The following is a 17560-nucleotide window of genomic DNA, read 5'->3' on the forward strand; positions in this document are numbered from 1 at the left end:
CAGACGCCGCCAGACGCCCGTCAGACGCGCGTCACGCGGCAGAGAAGCCCGGCGGCTCGGGGTGCAGCCACGGCGTGGTGGCCTCGGTCAGCATGACGTTCTCCGCGTCCCACTCGCCGTAGCGCGGGTTGATCTCCACGCCGACCTCCTCGGCGGTCTGCGCCAGCTCCTCGAAGAGCCGCGTCTCCGCCTCGGGGCCCGAGCCGAACTCCGCCACCAGACCCTGCACCTGAAGGTCGCGGCGGATCACCATGTCGATCTGCTCGCCCGCGATCGGCGTGCCGCTGGCCGGCATCAGCGCCGACTGGCGCAGCGCCTCCGCGCCCCCGACGCTGCGCTCGGCCTGGTCGCGGGTCTGCTGCACCTGGCGGCGGGTCACGTCGACGCCGTGCTCCGTGGCGACCCGGTCGATGAGCTCCACGACGACCAGGAAGTTCACCGTCTCCCGCGTCAGCCGGTTGGAGCGGGAGATCAGGTCGTCCGCGTTGGGCTGCGCCCGCTGCTCGTCCCGCACGGTCTCCACCAGGGACTGCACCCGGGAGAGCGTGATCCGCTCGTCCCCGACGACGGCCGCCGCTCCCGGGTGGGAGTCGGTGGAACAGCCGCTCAGCAGCGGCGCCGCCGTCAGCAACGCCACGGCGGAGACGGACACGGCTGACAGGCGGTGGCGGCTGCGGCGCTGGCGCTTCACTGGCTCTCCCGGTTGAACCTCGACCCTGCGGTGACGCGGCGGCAGGTTGTCTGCGTGGGCCGATCTTAGCCCCCGTGTGCGAACGGCCGTCGGCCAGGTCCTGACCCGCGCCCCGCCCGCGACACGCCGGCCGGCACACGCCCCGGGCCCGCCGGGCCCGCCCGGCCGGCCGCCCCGGCCCCGGCCTCAGCCGTTGGCCAGGCGCCGGATCACCGGCGCCACCCGCTTGCGCCCCACGCGGTACAGCCCGCCCGCGCTACGGCGCACCAGCCGCCGCATCGCCGACGGGTTCGCCGGCTCGGACATCGGCAGCGGCCGCCCGCTGAGCCCGAGGCCGCGGCGGACCAGCAGCGACTCCAGGTAGTCCGAGGCGTTCTGCGGCGTGTAGTACGGCCGCACCCGCGGCAGCGAGGGCCGCGCCCGCAGCAGCCGCAGCCGGGCGCGGGCCGTCAGGAACGGGTCGCGCTGCCCGATGCCGCGGCTGGCGGCCCAGGCCGCGTTCGCCCTCGGCACGAGCCCCTCGTCCAGCTGCGCCCAGGAGGCCAGGCAGCCGGAGTGGATGAAGTAGTGGTTGCCGTGCGCCTCGCGGACGCCGTAGTCCGTGAGGACCGCCGTGGGGATGCCCCGGTGTATCGCCTCCATGGCGGCGGTCGAGCTGACCGTGACCAGCAGGTCCGTCCGGTCCAGGGCCTCGCCCATGTCGCCGTAGATCACCTTGAGGTTCGACGGCGGGTCCGGCAGCTCGTCGTAGAGCGTCTGGTACGAGTGGCGCTCCAGGTGGGTGACGGCCTCACCCGGCTGGTTGCGCAGCTTGATCAGCACCTCGCGGTCGGGGAAGAGCCGGGCGTGGCGCTGGAGCTTCTCCAGCATCTGGACGCGGGCGATCCGCGTGTTCGGGACCGTGGGCTGCACGGCGAAGCAGACGGTGAACGGCCGCTTCCTGCCGGCGGCCGACGGGTCGTACGGCTCGCCGCCGAGGAACGGCAGGCCCGACTCGACGACGCAGTCGGGGTCGGCGTTCACGCTGGTGTAGATCTCGCGGAACTGCCGGGCGTCGTGCGAGCAGTTCGCCAGCACCACGTCGGAGCCGATGCGCAGCAGCAGGCCGTCGACGAGGTTCTCGTAGACCACGCCGACGTACCCCGAGACGGTGATCGGCCGCTTGGCCACGCCGTCCCAGGCCATCCCCAGGCTGTGGAGGAGGGTCAGCACGGTGCCGCCGATCGTGCCGAAGATCACCACGTCGGCCTCGTGCACCGCGGGATCGTCCACGAGCTCCCCGTAGGTGAGGACCTGGCTCGTGTCGGGGTCCACCCCGACCTCGGCGATCTGCCGGTCGGTCGGCGTCGTGGAGGTGTAGAGGAAGCGCGCGTCGATGGCGTGGTCGGGTACCAGCTTCCGGGCGACGAGCGCGCCCCACTTCCAGCGGCTGTCCGAGTCGGCGAGCACGACGACGCGTGGTGCTTGGCTACCCATCCGTGTTGAGTCCCTTCGGCGGGACTCAGCGTCCCGTGCGTCCCGTGTCCGTGTCCGTTTCCTGCGGCACAGAGCGTACCTCCTGGCGGCGCGAAACGGCCGCTGGGCCCGCGCCCCCGCACCGCTCACACCCCGCGGGCCCGACACCGTCACATCCCTCACACCGGCCGGCTTCCCCTAGGGGCAGGCGGCCGGGGGACGCGTCGGGCGACACGCCCGCCCTCCTCCCCCGGGGCCGCCCCCCTAGGGGGAGGTGCGACTTTCGGCTAACCGAGGCTCGTCCCCTGGCACGACGAGCGGGGCCCGTGGCGTTCTCTAGGCTCGACGTCACGACATAAGAAGGTCGTAAGGACATACGAACGTGAGGGAGAAGATCGTGGCGACGGCGGTAGTGGACCCGAAGACCGGGGGCAGCGGGGGAGACACGACCGTCGCGGCCCGCGCCGAGGGTGTGGTGAAGGCGTATGGCGTGGGTGAGGCGCGGGTGATGGCGTTGGACGGGGTGAGTCTTGACGTCGCGCGGGGGGCGTTCACCGCGATCATGGGGCCTTCGGGGTCGGGGAAGTCCACGTTGATGCACTGTCTGGCGGGGTTGGACACGGTGTCCTCGGGTCGGATCTGGATCGGGGGGACGGAGATCACGGGGTTGAAGGACAAGAAGCTGACGCGGTTGCGTCGGGATCACGTGGGGTTCATCTTTCAGGCGTTCAACCTGTTGCCGACGTTGAACGCGCGGGAGAACATCACGCTGCCGATGGACATCGCGGGTCGGAAGCCGGACGCGGAGTGGTTGGCGCGGGTGATCGACACGGTGGGGTTGCGGGAGCGGTTGGGGCACCGTCCGGCGGAGCTGTCGGGTGGGCAGCAGCAGCGGGTGGCGGTGGCGCGGGCGCTGGCGGCGCGGCCGGACATCATCTTCGGTGACGAGCCGACGGGGAACCTGGACTCGCGGGCGGGCGCGGAGGTGCTGGGCTTCCTGCGGCGCAGCGTCGACGAGCTGGGGCAGACCATCGTGATGGTCACCCACGACCCGGTGGCCGCGGCCTACGCCGACCGCATCGTCTTCCTCGCCGACGGCCGCATCGTCGACGAGATGACCGAGCCGACCGCCGACCGCGTGCTGGACCGGATGCGCGGCTTCGACGCGCAGGGGCGGGTGTCGTGAGCGTCCTGAAGACCTCCCTGCGGAGCTTTTTCTCCCACAAGGGGCGCATGATCCTCTCCGGGATGGCCGTGGTCCTCTCGGTGGCGTTCGTCTGCGGCACCCTCGTGTTCACCGCCACCATGAACACCACGTTCGACCGGCTCTTCAACGAGTCGGCGTCGAACGTGATGATCGCGCCCTACGAGGAGGACGGCGAGTCCGCCTTCGAGTCAGGCCCGAGCAACGGCGTCCCCGACTCCGTGCCCGCCTCCCTGGTGGACGAGGTGTCGGGCGTCCCCGGCGTCGAGCAGGCCACCGGCGTGGTGTCCTCCACCTTCGCCACGGCCGTGAACTCCGAGAACGAGAACATCGGCCCCACCACCGGCGCCCCCACCATCATCGCCAACTGGTCCGAGGTCGAGCTGCGCACCGCCGAGCTCGCCGAGGGCAACGAGCCCTCCGGCCCCGGCGAGGTGATGATCGACTCCGACACGGCCGACAAGCACGACCTGGCCGTCGGCGACCCGCTGCGGCTGCTGACGATCTCCGGCGACCACGAGGTCACCATCACCGGCATCACCGAGTTCACCGTCACCAACCCCGGCGCCGCCATCGTCTACACCGACCTCGACACCTCCCGGGACCTCGTCCTCGGCGGTCAGGACGCCTTCACCCAGATCTACGTCGACTCCGACGGCTCCGTCTCCGACGCCCAGCTCAAGCGCAGCATCGCCGAGCTCGTCGGCGCCGACACCTACAAGCTCCAGACCGCCGACGAGTACGTCGAGGAGAACCGCGACGAGATCGGCCAGATCCTCGACATCCTCCAGTACGTGCTCCTCGGCTTCGCCGGCATCGCGCTGCTCGTCGGGATCTTCCTCATCGTCAACACCTTCTCCATGCTGGTCGCCCAGCGCACCCGCGAGATCGGCCTCATGCGCGCCATCGGCGCCAGCCGCCGCCAGACCGGCCGCACGGTCCTCATCGAGGCCCTGCTGCTCGGCGTCATCGGCTCGGTCGTCGGCTTCGGCGTCGGCATCGGCCTGGCCGTCGGCCTGATGACCCTGATGGGCGCCATCGGCCTGGAGCTGTCCACCGACGACCTCACCATCGGCGTCTCCGTGCCGATCGTCGGCATCGTGCTCGGCGTCCTCGTCACGCTGCTCGCCGCCTACATCCCCGCCCGCCGCGCCGGGAAGATCAGCCCCATGGCCGCGCTCCGCGAGGCCGGCACCCCGGGCGACGTGCGCGCGGGCCGCATCAGGGCCGCGATCGGCGCGGTGCTGACGCTCGCCGGCCTGGGGCTGTTGGCCACCACGGCGTCCGCCGAGGAGGCCTCCGCCGCCGCGGGCCCGCTGGCACTGGGCGTGCTGCTCAGCCTCGTCGGCATGATCCTCGTCGGCCCGGCGCTCGTCGGCCTCGTGGTCCGGGCCCTCAGCGCGGTGCTGCTGCGCGGCTTCGGCCCCGTCGGGCGGCTCGCCGAGCGCAACGCGATCCGCAACCCGCGCCGCACCGGCGCCACCGCCTCCGCCCTGATGATCGGGCTGGCGCTGGTGGCGGGCCTGTCAGTGGTCGGCTCCTCCATGGTCGCCTCGGCCACGGACGAGATCGACGACTCCCTCGGCGCCGACTTCATCCTCTCCACCACCGACTTCACGCCGGTGCAGCCGTACGTCGCGGACGCCGTGGCGGACGTGCCGGGGATCGAGCACGTCACCGCGCTGCGGAACGTCGAGGCCGAGATCACCACCCCCGGGGGCGAGACCCTCGACCGCAACCTCGGCGTGGCCGACCCCAGCTACGTCGACGACCTCGCCTCCGACATGACCGAGGGCAGCATGGCCGACGTCCTCGCCCCCGGCTCCGGCGCCATCTCCATCGACGCCGACCGCGCCGAGACCCTCGACCTGGCCGTCGGCGACCAGCTGACCGTCGCGTTCGAACGGGGCGAGACCGTCACCCTCACCGTGGCCGCCATCTCCGCGGGCAACAGCTCGCTCGACGGCGACAGCTGGTACGTCGGCACGGACACCGCGCGGCAGAACATCGCCGAGGAGGCGTTCCCGCTGCCGCAGATGCTCTTCGCCACCGCCGCCGAGGGCCAGGCCGAGGCCGCCCGCGGCGAGCTGGACGCGGCCATGGAGCAGTACCCCCAGATGGAGGTCCGCGACCAGGCCGAGTTCAAGGAGCTGATCCAGCAGCAGGTCGGCATGCTGCTGAACATGGTCTACGGCCTGCTGGCGCTCGCGATCATCGTCGCGATCCTCGGCGTCGTGAACACCCTCGCCCTGTCGGTCATCGAACGCACCCGCGAGATCGGCCTGATGCGCGCCATCGGCCTCTCCCGCCGCCAGCTGCGGCGCATGATCCGGCTGGAGTCCATCGTCATCGCCCTCTTCGGTGCCCTGCTGGGCATCGGCCTGGGCCTGGCCTGGGGCGCGGCCGGCCAGCAGCTGCTCTCCCTGGAGGGCATGCCGGTGCTGGAGATCCCGTGGGGCACCATCATCGGGGTCTTCGTCGGGTCCGCGGTCGTCGGCCTCCTCGCCGCGCTCCTGCCGGCCTTCCGCGCCGGACGGATGAACGTCCTCAACGCGATCGCCACCGAGTAGCCCGGCGCCGGCCCGTACACCGTCTGGGCCGGCCACCCGCGACGCACCGCCCGCCCGCCGGACCTTCCGGCCGGCGGGCGGTCCCGCGTGCCGGGGCGCACCGGGGCGACCGGTGCCGGGAGGCGCACCGGCGTGCGCGTAGGGGGGCCAGCCCCACCCCCGGTGTCGTGCCCGCCGGATGGCTGCGCCCCCGCACCCTCCGTAGCGTCGAAGCACCACGTCACACGACACGGAACAGCACGGAGGGCACATGCGGTATCGGGGAAGCACGATGACCCGCCTCGGTCTCCTGGCGGCCGGCATCGGCCTGGCGGCGGTGGCGGCCGGCGCCATGCCCGACGGGAACAGTGCCGCGGCGGCCACCGGCGCCGCCACCACCGACGCGGCCGCCGCCGCCACCGAGCGGCAGCTGCGGCGCGACGCCGAGGCGGTCCACGCCGCCGGCGGCACCGGCGTCGTCGCCACCGTCAGGCACGCCGACCGCCGCCCCGTCACGGCACGGGCCGGCGTCGCCGACCTCGACGACGACCGTCCCGTCCCCCTCAACGCCTACTACCGCGTCGGCAGCGACACCAAGACCTTCGTCGCCGTCGTCGCCCTCCAACTCGTCGCCGAAGGCCGCCTCGACCTCGACGACACCGTCGAGCGGTGGCTGCCGGGACTCGTCACCGGCAACGGCCACGACGGCTCCCGCGTCACCGTCGAGAACCTCCTGCGCCAGACCAGCGGCCTGCCCGACTACGACGAGCTGCTCTTCGGCGACCCCGAGACGTTCACCCCCGAGGCCTACCGCGAGGCCCGCTTCCGGGAACACACCGCCCGCGAACTCGTCGACCTCGCCCTCACCCAGCCCCCCGCCTGGCTCCCCGACGCCGACGACCCCTCCGCCGAGACCCGCTGGCAGTACTCCAACACCAACTACCTCCTCGCCGGCATGATCATCGAACGCGTCACCGGCCACCCCTGGGAACAGGAGGTCCACGAACGCGTCATCGCGCCCCTCGGCCTCACCCACACGCTCACCCCCGGCGGCTCGGCCTACGTGCCCCAGCCCACCGCCACCGCCTACCTCCAGTTCCCCGGGCAGCGCGAACTCACCGACGTCTCCCTGTCCGCGGGCGGCACCGCCGACGGCGCCCTCATCAGCACCGGCCGCGACATGACCACCTTCCTGACCGCGCTCATGGACGGCCGCCTCCTGCCCCCCGAACAGCTGGCCGCCATGAAGGAGACCGTGCCCGCCCCCGACTTCCTCACCCCCGACACCCGCTACGGCCTGGGCATCGCCTGGGCACCCCGCTGCGGCGACGGCGAAGGACTGTGGTTCCACGGCGGCACGTCGTTCGGCGTCATCTCCGAGACCGGCGTCACCGACGACGGCAGCGCCGCCGCCACGGCGGCCGTCTTCACCCTCCGCTTCGAGGACCGGCAGACCCAGGAGGCCCAGGACGCCGCCACCCAGCGGCTCGTCACCAACGCCCTGTGCTGACCTCCGGCCCCCCGGACCCCCGGGAGGGAGACCGAGGAGTCAGAGGATCTCGCCCGGCCGGTACGCCGCCGCCTCCGGGTGACGCCTCACGACCTCCTCGATCCGCTCCACCACCGCCGCGACCTGCTCGCCCGCCGCGCCCGTGAAGGACAGCGGCTCCGCCAGCAGCCCGTCGAGCGCCGGCCGGTCCAACGGCAGCCGCGCGTCCCCCGCCAGGCGGTCCAGGAGGTCGTTGCCCGCCGCGCCCTCGCGCAGCCGCAGCGCCGCCGCCACCGCGTGCTCCTTGATCGCCTCGTGCGCCGTCTCCCGGCCCACCCCCGCGCGCACCGCCGCCATCAGCACCTTCGTCGTCGCCAGGAACGGCAGGTACCGGTCCACCTCACGGGCCACCACCGGCTCGAAGACACCGAACTCCGCCAGCACCGTCAGGAACGTCTCCACCAGCCCGTCGAACGCGAAGAACGCGTCCGGCAGCGCCACCCGCCGCACCACCGAACAGAAGACGTCCCCCTCGTTCCACTGCGCGCCCGCCAGCTCACCCGCCATCGACGCGTACCCGCGCAACACCACCGCCAGACCGTTCACCCGCTCGCACGAGCGGGTGTTCATCTTGTGCGGCATCGCCGAGGAACCGACCTGCCCCGCCCTGAAGCCCTCCGTCACCAGCTCCTGCCCGGCCATCAGCCGGATCGTCGTCGCCAGCGAGGCGGGAGCGGCCGCCAGCTGCACCAGCGCCGTCACCACCTCGTAGTCCAGCGACCGCGGATACACCTGCCCCACCGAGGTGAAGCCCGCGCCGAAGCCCAGATGCTCCGCCACCCGCCGCTCCAGCTCCGCCAGCCGCCCCCGGTCCCCACCCAGCAGGTCCAACATGTCCTGCGCCGTGCCCACCGGCCCCTTGATCCCGCGCAGCGGATACCGCCGCAGCAGCTCCGTGACCCGCCCGAACGCCACCAGCAGCTCCTCCGCCGCCGACGCGAACCGCTTCCCGAGCGTCGTCGCCTGGGCCGGCACGTTGTGGGAACGGCCCGTGACCACCAGCGCCGCGTGGGCCCCCGCCAGCTCCGCGAGCCGCGCCAGCAGCGCCACCGTCCGGTCCCGCGCCAGCTGAAGGGAGAGCCGGATCTGGAGCTGCTCGACGTTCTCCGTCAGATCCCGCGACGTCATGCCCTTGTGGACCTGCTCGTGCCCCGCCAGCGCGTTGAACTCCTCGATCCGCGCCTTCACGTCGTGCCGCGTGACCCGCTCCCTGGCCGCGACCGACGCCAGGTCCACCCGCTCCACGACCGCCTCGTAGTCCTCCACGGCGCCCTCGGGCACCGGCACGCCCAGCTCCCGCTGGGCCCGCAGCACGGCCAGCCACAGCCGCCGCTCCAGCACCACCTTCTGCTCGGGGGACCACAGCCGGGCCAGCTCGGGCGAGGCGTAGCGGCCGGCGAGAACGTTCGGAATGCGCGGCTTGTCGAGCTTGTCGGTCACGTCAGTCACGGCCCGATTCTACGGCGCGAGGTCGGTGGAGGAACTCGCCCCGACCTTCCCGGGCTCCCCGCCATGACGCGGCCCCAACACCGCCCGACCTTCGGCGCCCTCGAGGCCGGCGGTGGCACCCTCGCCGTCGCCGTCGGCATCGCCTGAGCCGACCGGGACGCCCACGGCACGGGCCCGACGCGGGGCTCGGCAGGGGTTCCGACAACGCGAGGGGCCTCCCCCCGCCCGAAGGCGGAGGAAGGCCCGGCGTCCCGCGTGCCGCCGCGTGCTAGCAGCCGCTCAGCACGCTGGAGAGCGCGGTCTTCTCGGCGGAGTTCACCGCCAGGCCGTAGTAGTACTTCACCTGGACCCACGCCCGCGCGTAGACGCAGTGGTACGCGCTGCGCGAGGGCATCCACTGGGCCGGGTCCTGGTCGCCCTTGGACTGGTTGACGTTGTCGGTCACGGCCAGCAGCTGCGGCCGGGTCAGGTCGTTGGCGAACGCCTGGCGCCGCGCGGTGGTCCAGGCGTCGGCGCCGGAGTCCCACGCCTCGGCGAGCGGGACGAGGTGGTCGATGTCGACGTCCGAGGCGGCGGACCAGGTCGCGCCGTCGTACGGCGAGTACCAGCGGCCGCTCACCGCCGCACAGCTGGAGTCGGTGACGACGTTGGTTCCGTCGCGGCGGAGCACGACCTCACGGGTGTTGCAGTTGCCGCCCTGGCTGATCCAGTGCGGGAAGAGGTCGCGGTCGTAGCCGGTGCGGTCCTCGGTTCTGACCGGCAGCTGTGCGAGGTAGGAGCGGGCGGTGGCGGCGCTCACCGGGGTGGGGAGGGCCGCCTGCGCGGAGGAGGGTCCGGTGAAGAGCGTGGCGATGGAGATCAGGCTGGCGAGGAACGCGACGAGGCTGAGCCTGCGACGCGCGTAGACGCTGACACGGGTCACGCGAACTCCCTGGGAGATGGGGATGGACTGCGCACGGCCGCCGGTGCGCCCGGAGAGCGCGCCGACGTTTCTCGCATGCCGTCTCTGACATGCACGGGTCATGCTTGCCGTGCGACGTTGCTGCACGGCGTGCGGGGGGTGACGCGGGGGCGACGCGTGCGCGTCGTGCGCCGCCCCCCGCGCCGTCACGTTTCTTCGCTTCTTCGCTGCGGCGTTGTCGGGAGGTGGGGGCGCCGGGGGCCGGTCGGCTCAGCAGCCCGCCAGGACGCCGGAGAGCGCGCTCTGCTCGGCGCTGTCCACGGCCAGGCCGTAGTGGTACTTCACCTGGACCCACGCCCGCGCGTAGACGCAGTGGTAGTCGCTGAGCGGCGGCAGCCACTCGGCCGGGTCCTGGTCGCCCTTGGACTGGTTGACGTTGTCCGTCACCGCGATGAGCTGCGGCTGTGCCAGGTCGTTGGCGAACGCCTCGCGCTCGTCGGTGGTCCAGGCGCCGGCGCCGGAGTCCCACGCCTCGGCGAGCGGGACGAGGTGGTCGATGTCGACGTCCTGGGGGTCGTACCAGGTGGCCCCGTCGTATACGGAGTACCAGCTGCCGTCGACCGCGCAGTCGTCGCCGACGGAGACGTCGGAGCCGTCGCGGACGAGCACGGTGTCACGGGTGTCGCAGCCGTCGCCCTGGCTGCTCCAGTGGGGGAAGAGGTCGCGGTCATAGCCGGTGCGGTCCTCCGTCGCCACCGGGAGGGCGGCGAGGTAGGCGCGGGCCGTGGCGGCGTCCACGGGTTCGGGGAGCGCCGCCCGGGCGGGGGCGGGGCTGAGGACGAGGGTGAGGAGGAGGGATGCGAGGCCGGCGAGGAGGAGGGCCGGGGTCAGGCGGCGACGCGCGTAGAACGCGCGGCGGTCGGGTGCTATGCCTGCTGGGATCACGCGAACTCCCGTGGTGTGGGGGTGGTTGGTGCGCCAGGGCTGCGTGCTGCATGCACGTTTCATGGTGGTGCCGAGACGTTTCTTCTCGGCATGCGGGAGATTACAGAATAGAGACATGGACACGTCATGTCCCGGGGTCGCGCGCCCCTTCCTCCGGATCTCCGACTCCTCCGGCTTCCCCGGCTCCTCTGTTTCCTCCTGGTCCTCTGGCCCCACTCGTCGCTCCGGCCACCGGGCCGCCACCCGGGCGCGAATGCCACCATGGGGCGAGGACACGCAGACGACCACGACGGGCACGACAGGCACGACAGGGGAGTGGAGACGATGGCGGCACGCGAACACGGCTACGAGGTCACCGTCCGCTGGTCCGGCAGCGCCGACGGCGGGACCACGGCGTACAAGAGCTACTCCCGGGACACCGACATCACCGTCGCCGGCAAGCCCACCATGATCCTCGGCAGCGCCGACCCCACCTTCCTCGGCGACCCCGAGCGGTGGAACCCCGAGGAGATGCTCGTCGCCTCCCTCTCCCAGTGCCACATGCTGAGCTACCTCGCGCTCTGCGCCCTCAGGGGCGTCGTCGTCACCGGCTACGAGGACGCCGCCCGCGGCACCATGTCCGAGGAACGCGGCAGCGGCCACTTCACCGAGGTGGTCCTGAACCCCGTGGTGACCGTCGCCGAGGAGTCCATGGTGGAGACCGCCGCCACCCTCCACGAGAAGGCCCACGACGCCTGCTTCATCGCCAACTCGGTCAACTTCCCCGTCCGGCACGCCCCCGAGATCCACGTCGCGGGCCACTGACCGGGCCCGGCCCGCCACGGAGGCCCGCCCCGACGCGTCGGGCCGCCCCGACCCGTCCGCGCCACCGACCGACCGCCGCCACGCCGCTCACTCCCCGCTTCGCCCCCGTCGCACCCCGTGCCCACGCCCGAACCGGCGACCGGCACGGGGCGTACCCTGGAGACACCCGGCCCGCCACGCGTGCCGGGCGCTTCGCGCTGCCCGCGCAGCGCCGACGCCACCACATCTCTCCACTGCTGCCCCTGCCGCCACACGAGTCCCTGGGACGGAAACCCTCATGAGCCTGCACGGCCTGCTCGACGCCGTCATCGAAGACCCCGCCCTCGCCGAGGCGGTCGCCACCGCCGGACGCGGGGACCGGCGCCACGTCGACCTCGTCGGCCCGCCCGCCGCACGGCCCCTCGCCGTCGCCGCCCTCGCACGCGCCGCCGAGCGACCCGTCCTGGCCGTGACCGCCACCGGACGCGAGGCCGAGGACCTCGCCGCCGCCCTCCGCTCCCTCCTGCCCCCCGACGGCGTCGTCGAGTACCCCGCCTGGGAGACCCTCCCCCACGAGCGGCTCTCCCCCCGCGCCGACACCGTCGGCCGCCGCCTCGCCGTGCTGCGCCGCCTCGCCCACCCCAGCGCCGACGACCCCACCGCGGGACCCGTCTCCGTCGTCGTCGCACCCATCCGCTCCGTCCTCCAACCCCAGGTCAGGGGCCTCGGCGAGCTGCGGCCCGTCGCCCTGCGCAGCGGCGACAGCGCCGACCTCGGCGAGATCACCGAAGCCCTGGCCGCCGCCGCGTACAGCCGCGTCGAGCTCGTCGAGAAACGCGGCGAGTTCGCCGTGCGCGGCGGCATCCTCGACGTCTTCCCCCCCACCGAGGAACACCCCCTGCGCGTCGAGTTCTGGGGCGACGACGTCGAGGAGATCCGCTACTTCAAGGTCGCCGACCAGCGCTCACTCGAAGTCGCCGACCACGGACTGTGGGCCCCACCCTGCCGCGAACTCCTGCTCACCGCCGAGGTCCGCGCCCGCGCCGCCACCCTCGCCCAGGCCCACCCCGAACTCGCCGAACTCCTCGGCAAGATCGCCGAGGGCATCGCCGTCGACGGCATGGAATCCCTCGCCCCCGCCCTCGTCGACTCCATGGAACTCCTGCTCGACGTCCTGCCCGCCCGCTCCATGATCGTCTCCCTCGACCCCGAACGCGTCCGCACCCGCGCCGCCGACCTCGTCGCCACCAGCCAGGAGTTCCTCCAGGCGTCCTGGGCCGCCGCCGCCATGACCGACACCGGCCAGGCGCCCATCGACGTCGGCGCCGCCTCCCTGTGGAGCCTCGCCGACGTCAGGGAACACGCCGGCGAACTCGGCCTCCCCTGGTGGAGCGTCTCCCCCTTCGGCGCCACCCCCGACGAGGACACCCACGACGACCGCGACGGCGGCGGTGCCGACAGCGACGGCGGCGACGGCAGCGACGGTGACACCCTCCGGCTCGGCCTCCGCGCCGCCGAGACCTACCGCGGCGACACCGCCCGCGCCCTCGCCGACACCAAGGGATGGCTCGCCGACGGCTGGCGCGTCGTCTACCTCACCGAAGGCCACGGCCCCGCCGCCCGCACCGCCGAGGTCCTCGGCGGCGAAGGCATCCCCGCCCGCCTCACCCCCGGCCTCCCCGACACCGCCGCACTCACCCCCGCCGTCGTCCACGTCACCTGCGGCGCACTCGACACCGGCTTCAACGACCCCCGGCTGCGGATCGCCGTCCTCACCGAGACCGACCTCACCGGGCAGAAGGCCTCCGGCCGCGAAACCGCCCGCATGCCCGCCCGCCGCCGCAAGACCCTCGACCCCCTCACCCTCACCACCGGCGACTACATCGTCCACGAACACCACGGCGTCGGCCGCTACCTCGAAATGGTCCAGCGCACCGTCCAGGGCGCCACCCGCGAGTACCTGCTCGTCGAGTACGCCCCCGCCAAACGCGGCCAGCCCGGCGACCGGCTCTTCATCCCCACCGACCAACTCGACCTCGTCACCCGCTACGTCGGCGGCGAGGCCCCCGCCCTCCACCGCCTCGGCGGCGCCGACTGGACCAAGACCAAGGCCCGCGCCAGGAAGGCCGTCAAGGAGATCGCCGCCGACCTCATCAAGCTCTACTCCGCCCGCATGGCCGCCCCCGGCCACAGCTTCTCCCCCGACACCCCCTGGCAGCGGGAACTCGAGGACGCCTTCCCCTACGCCGAGACCCCCGACCAGCTCACCACCATCGGCGAGGTCAAGGCCGACATGGAGAAGTCCGTCCCCATGGACCGCCTCATCTGCGGCGACGTCGGCTACGGCAAGACCGAGATCGCGGTCCGCGCCGCCTTCAAGGCCGTCCAGGACGGCAAGCAGGTCGCCGTGCTCGTACCCACCACCCTCCTCGTCCAACAGCACTTCTCCACCTTCTCCGAGCGGTACGCGCAGTTCCCCGTCACCGTCCGAGCCCTCTCCCGCTTCCAGACCGACACCGAGGCCCGCGCCGTCACCGACGGCCTGCGCGACGGCACCGTCGACGTCGTCATCGGCACCCACCGCCTCTTCTCCTCCGAGGTCCGCTTCAAGGAACTCGGCCTCGTCATCGTCGACGAGGAACAGCGCTTCGGCGTCGAACACAAGGAACAGCTGAAGAAGCTGCGCGCCAACGTCGACGTGCTGACCATGTCCGCCACACCCATCCCACGCACGCTGGAGATGGCGGTCACCGGCATCCGCGAGATGTCCACCATCACCACCCCACCCGAGGAACGGCACCCGGTGCTGACCTTCGTCGGACCGTACGAGGAGAAGCAGATCGGCGCCGCGATCCGCCGCGAGCTGCTCCGCGAGGGCCAGGTCTTCTACATCCACAACCGCGTCGAGTCCATCGACCGGGCCGCCTCCCGGCTGCGTGCCATCGTGCCGGAGGCGCGGATCGCCACCGCGCACGGGCAGATGAGCGAGTCGCTGCTGGAGCAGGTGGTGGTGGACTTCTGGGAGAAGAAGTTCGACGTGCTGGTCTCGACGACGATCGTCGAGAACGGCATCGACATCTCCAACGCCAACACCCTCGTCGTCGAGCGCGGCGACACCTTCGGCCTCTCCCAGCTCCACCAGCTGCGCGGGCGCGTCGGCCGCGGCCGGGAGCGCGGGTACGCGTACTTCCTCTACCCGCCGGAGCGGCCCCTGACGGAGACAGCGCACGAGCGGCTGGCGACCATCGCGCAGCACACCGAGATGGGCGCCGGCATGTACGTGGCGATGAAGGACCTGGAGATCCGCGGCGCGGGGAACCTGCTGGGCGGCGAGCAGTCCGGGCACATCGCGGGCGTCGGCTTCGACCTGTACGTGCGGATGGTCGGCGAGGCCGTCGCGGACTACCGGGCGGCGCTGGAGGCCGGCGAGGGCCGGGAGCCCGAGGAGTCGCTGCTGGAGGTCAAGGTCGAGCTGCCGGTCAACGCGCACGTCCCGCACGACTACGCGCCGGGCGAGCGGCTCCGGCTCCAGGCGTACCGGGCGATCGCCTCGGCCACCACGGAGGAGGACATCCGGGCGGTGCGGGAGGAGCTGACCGACCGGTACGGGCAGCCGCCGGAGCCGGTGGAGAACCTGCTGCTGGTGGCGGGGCTGCGGATGCTGGCGCGGGCCTGCGGGGTCTCGGACATCACGTTGCAGGGCAGCCGGATCCGGTTCACGCCGGTGGAGCTGCGGGAGTCCCAGGAGCTGCGGCTGAACCGGGTCTACCCGGGCTCGGTGGTGAAGCGGCAGACCCGCCAGGTGCTGGTGCCACGGCCGACGACGGCCCGCGTCGGCGGGAAGCCGCTCGCCGGGCGGGAGCTGCTGGCGTGGGTCGGGGAGTTCCTGACGCAGATCGTGGCGGCGTAGCCGGGGGCGTGCGGCCACTCGTGGGCCGGGCCGTCGCCACGTGACCACGTGCGACGGCCCGACGGCGCCGGGCTCCCCCGCCAGGACTCGAACCTGGACAAACGACTCCAAAGGTCGCAGTGCTGCCAATTACACCACGGGGGATTAATCCGGACATAGCGGCTTGGATTCCCGTCGCTATGTCACCGCCAACACTATGCCAGCCCACCAGCCTTCGATGCGACGATAAAGATCGGCTCCGTCCAGGACGCGAACCACGAGACAACCGTGGTAGGCGTCGCCCACGTTCTTGCGGACCGTCCTGGGGTTGTGCTTCTTCAGAGTGGCCTTGCGGAACTGGGACGGAGGCGCTTGGACGACCTCGGCCCAGTACCGTTGGGCTGCGGCGACGTCGGCCGACTCGTGGATGAGCAGCCGGAACGTGAGGCGCTCCTGTGCGACGCCGACCAGACGTAACCAGGCGAGATAGACCCTGATCATGCTGGGGTCGCTGTTGACGAACGTGACGTACTCGCGGATCTGGTGCGGCTTGCTCTTGGCCCCCTCCGACCAGTACAGCCCCACCCCCAGGAGGAAGAGCTCCCGGTCGGTGAGCTCGCCGATCTCGTTCCGTGCCCGCAGCCTCGTGTCCCGCCGCAGCCGGTCCCGCTCCTCCCGGTACGGCCCCCAGCGGGCCTCGCTCATCCGACGCATCCGCTCGGGAGAGCGGGCGGGCCTCGGCAGGTCCCGCACCCAGAGGGACACGGAGCTCTTCGAGACGCCGAGCTCGGCGACGATCTCGTCGTATGTCCGCCCGGCGGCCCGCAGTGCGCGGGCCCGCTCCCGTAGCGCGTCCTTGGCGTTCGGGCGGCGGGTCCACTCCGGGGGCGGCTCGCCCGCCAGGAGTGGGGTCAGCGCGCCGTTGCTGCCGAGGGCCAGGCGCTCCCGGATCTGGCGGCGGCTCAGCCCCTGTCGGCGGAGGGCGAGGGCTCGTGTCCTCAGATCCTCTCGCCGGCCTTCCCGGTGGTCGGTGGTGTCGGTCATGGTCACAGCCTCGCCGCTGTCGGGGCCCGACGGGTCGAATCCGTGATCGATTCACCAGTTCGAGTGATGGGTGGGGCGTGTGCTGTCGGTCCCTGCCAGAACCCTCCGGAAAAGGGCTGGACCACGCCCGTAGGCTGGTCACCATGAGTGCGTCGGGGGCGGCCGTCGAGGGGCGGGGCTTCGCGCTGTTGTGGTGGACGCGGCGGCGCAGTGTCGGGTTGGACGTCGGCTTGGCGGTGGTGTCGGCCGTCGAGTGTGGGGTGCAGGGGGTGGCCTTCGCGGGCCGGACGGGCCTGCCCGTGGTGCCGGTGGCCGCGTTGGCGGCTCTGGCGGGGTTGACGCTGGTGGTGCGGCGGATGTGGCCGCTGGGCGTCGTGATGGTGTCGATCGCGGTGTTGCCGGCGCAGATGGGCTGGATGCTGACGCCGGTGGGGTTGTACACGCTGGCGACGACGGGGGTGCCGCGTCGGGTGGTCGCCGTGTTGGCGGGCATGGTGGGCGCGGGGATGGTCGTCGTCTCGTATCTGGTGATGGAGAACGACGCGGCGCTGCGTAAGCAGGAGATGCCGGTGTGGTTCACGCCGTTGATGGCGGTGCTGCTGGGTGTGGCGTCGGTGGTTCCGCCCGTGTTGTTGGGGATGTACGTGCGGGCGCGGCGGCGGCTGGTGGAGTCGTTGCGGGAGCGGGCCGGGGGGCTGGAGCGGGAGTTGGCGTTGTGGGCGGATCGGGCTGAGGAGCGGGCGCACTGGGCGCGGGGGGAGGAGCGTCGGCGGATCGCGCGGGAGATGCATGACGTGGTGGCGCACCGGGTGAGTCTGATGGTGGTGCACGCGGCGGCGTTGCAGGCGGTGGCGCGGAAGGATCCGGAGAAGGCGGCGCGGAACGCGGTGTTGATCGGGGACATGGGGCGGCAGGCGTTGACGGAGTTGCGGACGATGTTGGGGGTGTTGCGGGGGGCTGAGCCGGTGGTGGCGGGGGCGGACGCGTCGTCGCGGTTGGCGGAGTTCGTGGCGACGGCGACGGCGTCGGCTCCGGGGGCGGCGTCGGCGTCGGCTCCGGGTTCGGGGCCGGGGGCGGACTCGGGGGTGTCGGGGGTGTCGG

The 17560-nt window shown here is 72.6% G+C and carries 12 protein-coding genes and 1 tRNA gene; 6 read left to right on the plus strand and 7 right to left on the minus strand.

Annotation, left to right across the window (positions count from 1 at the left end; genetic code table 11):
- Positions 1 to 31: 31 nt before the first annotated feature.
- Both ACTWP5_RS15115 and ACTWP5_RS15120 read right to left on the minus strand, forming a co-directional pair.
- On the minus strand, positions 32 to 691 hold the full coding sequence (locus ACTWP5_RS15115; RefSeq protein ID WP_443221445.1) for a SurA N-terminal domain-containing protein: 660 nt from the start codon (positions 689 to 691) through the stop codon (positions 32 to 34).
- A 186-nt stretch (positions 692 to 877) separates the two neighbouring features.
- Positions 878 to 2167: a DUF6716 putative glycosyltransferase gene (locus tag ACTWP5_RS15120; RefSeq protein ID WP_443221446.1), complete on the minus strand. Its 1290-nt coding sequence runs from the start codon at positions 2165 to 2167 to the stop codon at positions 878 to 880.
- A 376-nt stretch (positions 2168 to 2543) separates the two neighbouring features.
- Here ACTWP5_RS15120 and ACTWP5_RS15125 point away from each other — a divergent pair, with 376 nt between their 5' ends.
- The 3 genes from ACTWP5_RS15125 to ACTWP5_RS15135 all read left to right on the plus strand — a co-directional run bounded on the left by ACTWP5_RS15125 (position 2544) and on the right by ACTWP5_RS15135 (position 7409).
- Positions 2544 to 3332, plus strand: coding sequence for an ABC transporter ATP-binding protein (locus ACTWP5_RS15125; RefSeq protein ID WP_443221465.1), 789 nt, complete (start codon positions 2544 to 2546; stop codon positions 3330 to 3332).
- Entirely contained in the window at positions 3329 to 5920 is a 2592-nt protein-coding gene (locus tag ACTWP5_RS15130) for an ABC transporter permease (RefSeq protein ID WP_443221447.1), read from the plus strand. Before ACTWP5_RS15125 ends, ACTWP5_RS15130 begins: the two co-directional genes overlap by 4 nt.
- Positions 5921 to 6191: 271 nt before the next feature.
- A complete protein-coding gene (locus tag ACTWP5_RS15135; protein ID WP_443221448.1) occupies positions 6192 to 7409 on the plus strand; it encodes a serine hydrolase domain-containing protein in 1218 nt (405 codons plus the stop codon).
- A gap of 39 nt (positions 7410 to 7448) precedes the next feature.
- Here the strand turns inward: ACTWP5_RS15135 and purB are convergent, their stop codons facing one another.
- The 3 genes from purB to ACTWP5_RS15150 all read right to left on the minus strand — a co-directional run bounded on the left by purB (position 7449) and on the right by ACTWP5_RS15150 (position 10743).
- Complete coding sequence (gene purB / locus ACTWP5_RS15140; protein WP_443221466.1) at positions 7449 to 8888, minus strand: adenylosuccinate lyase; 1440 nt, start codon at positions 8886 to 8888, stop codon at positions 7449 to 7451.
- Between the two features lie 277 nt (positions 8889 to 9165).
- Positions 9166 to 9819, minus strand: a complete 654-nt coding sequence (locus ACTWP5_RS15145; RefSeq protein WP_443221449.1) for an HNH endonuclease family protein — start codon at positions 9817 to 9819, stop codon at positions 9166 to 9168.
- A 249-nt stretch (positions 9820 to 10068) separates the two neighbouring features.
- On the minus strand, positions 10069 to 10743 hold the full coding sequence (locus tag ACTWP5_RS15150) for an HNH endonuclease family protein (RefSeq protein ID WP_443221450.1): 675 nt from the start codon (positions 10741 to 10743) through the stop codon (positions 10069 to 10071).
- A gap of 324 nt (positions 10744 to 11067) precedes the next feature.
- Between ACTWP5_RS15150 and ACTWP5_RS15155 the strand changes: the two genes are divergently transcribed.
- A complete protein-coding gene (locus tag ACTWP5_RS15155) occupies positions 11068 to 11547 on the plus strand; it encodes an OsmC family protein (protein ID WP_443221451.1) in 480 nt (159 codons plus the stop codon).
- A gap of 277 nt (positions 11548 to 11824) precedes the next feature.
- On the plus strand, positions 11825 to 15436 hold the full coding sequence (gene mfd / locus ACTWP5_RS15160) for a transcription-repair coupling factor (protein WP_443221452.1): 3612 nt from the start codon (positions 11825 to 11827) through the stop codon (positions 15434 to 15436).
- 72 nt (positions 15437 to 15508) lie between these two features.
- Here the strand turns inward: mfd and ACTWP5_RS15165 are convergent.
- Both ACTWP5_RS15165 and ACTWP5_RS15170 read right to left on the minus strand, forming a co-directional pair.
- Positions 15509 to 15580 (minus strand) — tRNA-Gln (locus ACTWP5_RS15165).
- Positions 15581 to 15613: 33 nt separating this feature from the next.
- Complete coding sequence (locus tag ACTWP5_RS15170; RefSeq protein WP_443221453.1) at positions 15614 to 16459, minus strand: hypothetical protein; 846 nt, start codon at positions 16457 to 16459, stop codon at positions 15614 to 15616.
- Between the two features lie 143 nt (positions 16460 to 16602).
- On the opposite strand from ACTWP5_RS15170, the gene ACTWP5_RS15175 reads away from it, so the two are divergent.
- The coding region (locus tag ACTWP5_RS15175; RefSeq protein WP_443221454.1) for a sensor histidine kinase at positions 16603 to 17560 on the plus strand (958 nt) is incomplete at its 3' end.

The organism is Streptomyces sp. 4N509B (genome assembly GCF_052245655.1).
GTDB lineage: Bacteria > Actinomycetota > Actinomycetes > Streptomycetales > Streptomycetaceae > Streptomyces.

Excerpts from the sequence above, each read along its gene's own strand:
- ACTWP5_RS15120 (WP_443221446.1), bottom strand. The coding sequence starts at position 2,167 with ATGGGTAGCCAAGCACCACGCGTCGTCGTGCTCGCCGACTCGGACAGC.
- ACTWP5_RS15135 (WP_443221448.1), top strand. The coding sequence starts at position 6,192 with ATGACCCGCCTCGGTCTCCTGGCGGCCGGCATCGGCCTGGCGGCGGTG.
- ACTWP5_RS15155 (WP_443221451.1), top strand. The coding sequence starts at position 11,068 with ATGGCGGCACGCGAACACGGCTACGAGGTCACCGTCCGCTGGTCCGGC.
- mfd (WP_443221452.1), top strand. The coding sequence starts at position 11,825 with ATGAGCCTGCACGGCCTGCTCGACGCCGTCATCGAAGACCCCGCCCTC.
- ACTWP5_RS15170 (WP_443221453.1), bottom strand. The coding sequence starts at position 16,459 with ATGACCGACACCACCGACCACCGGGAAGGCCGGCGAGAGGATCTGAGG.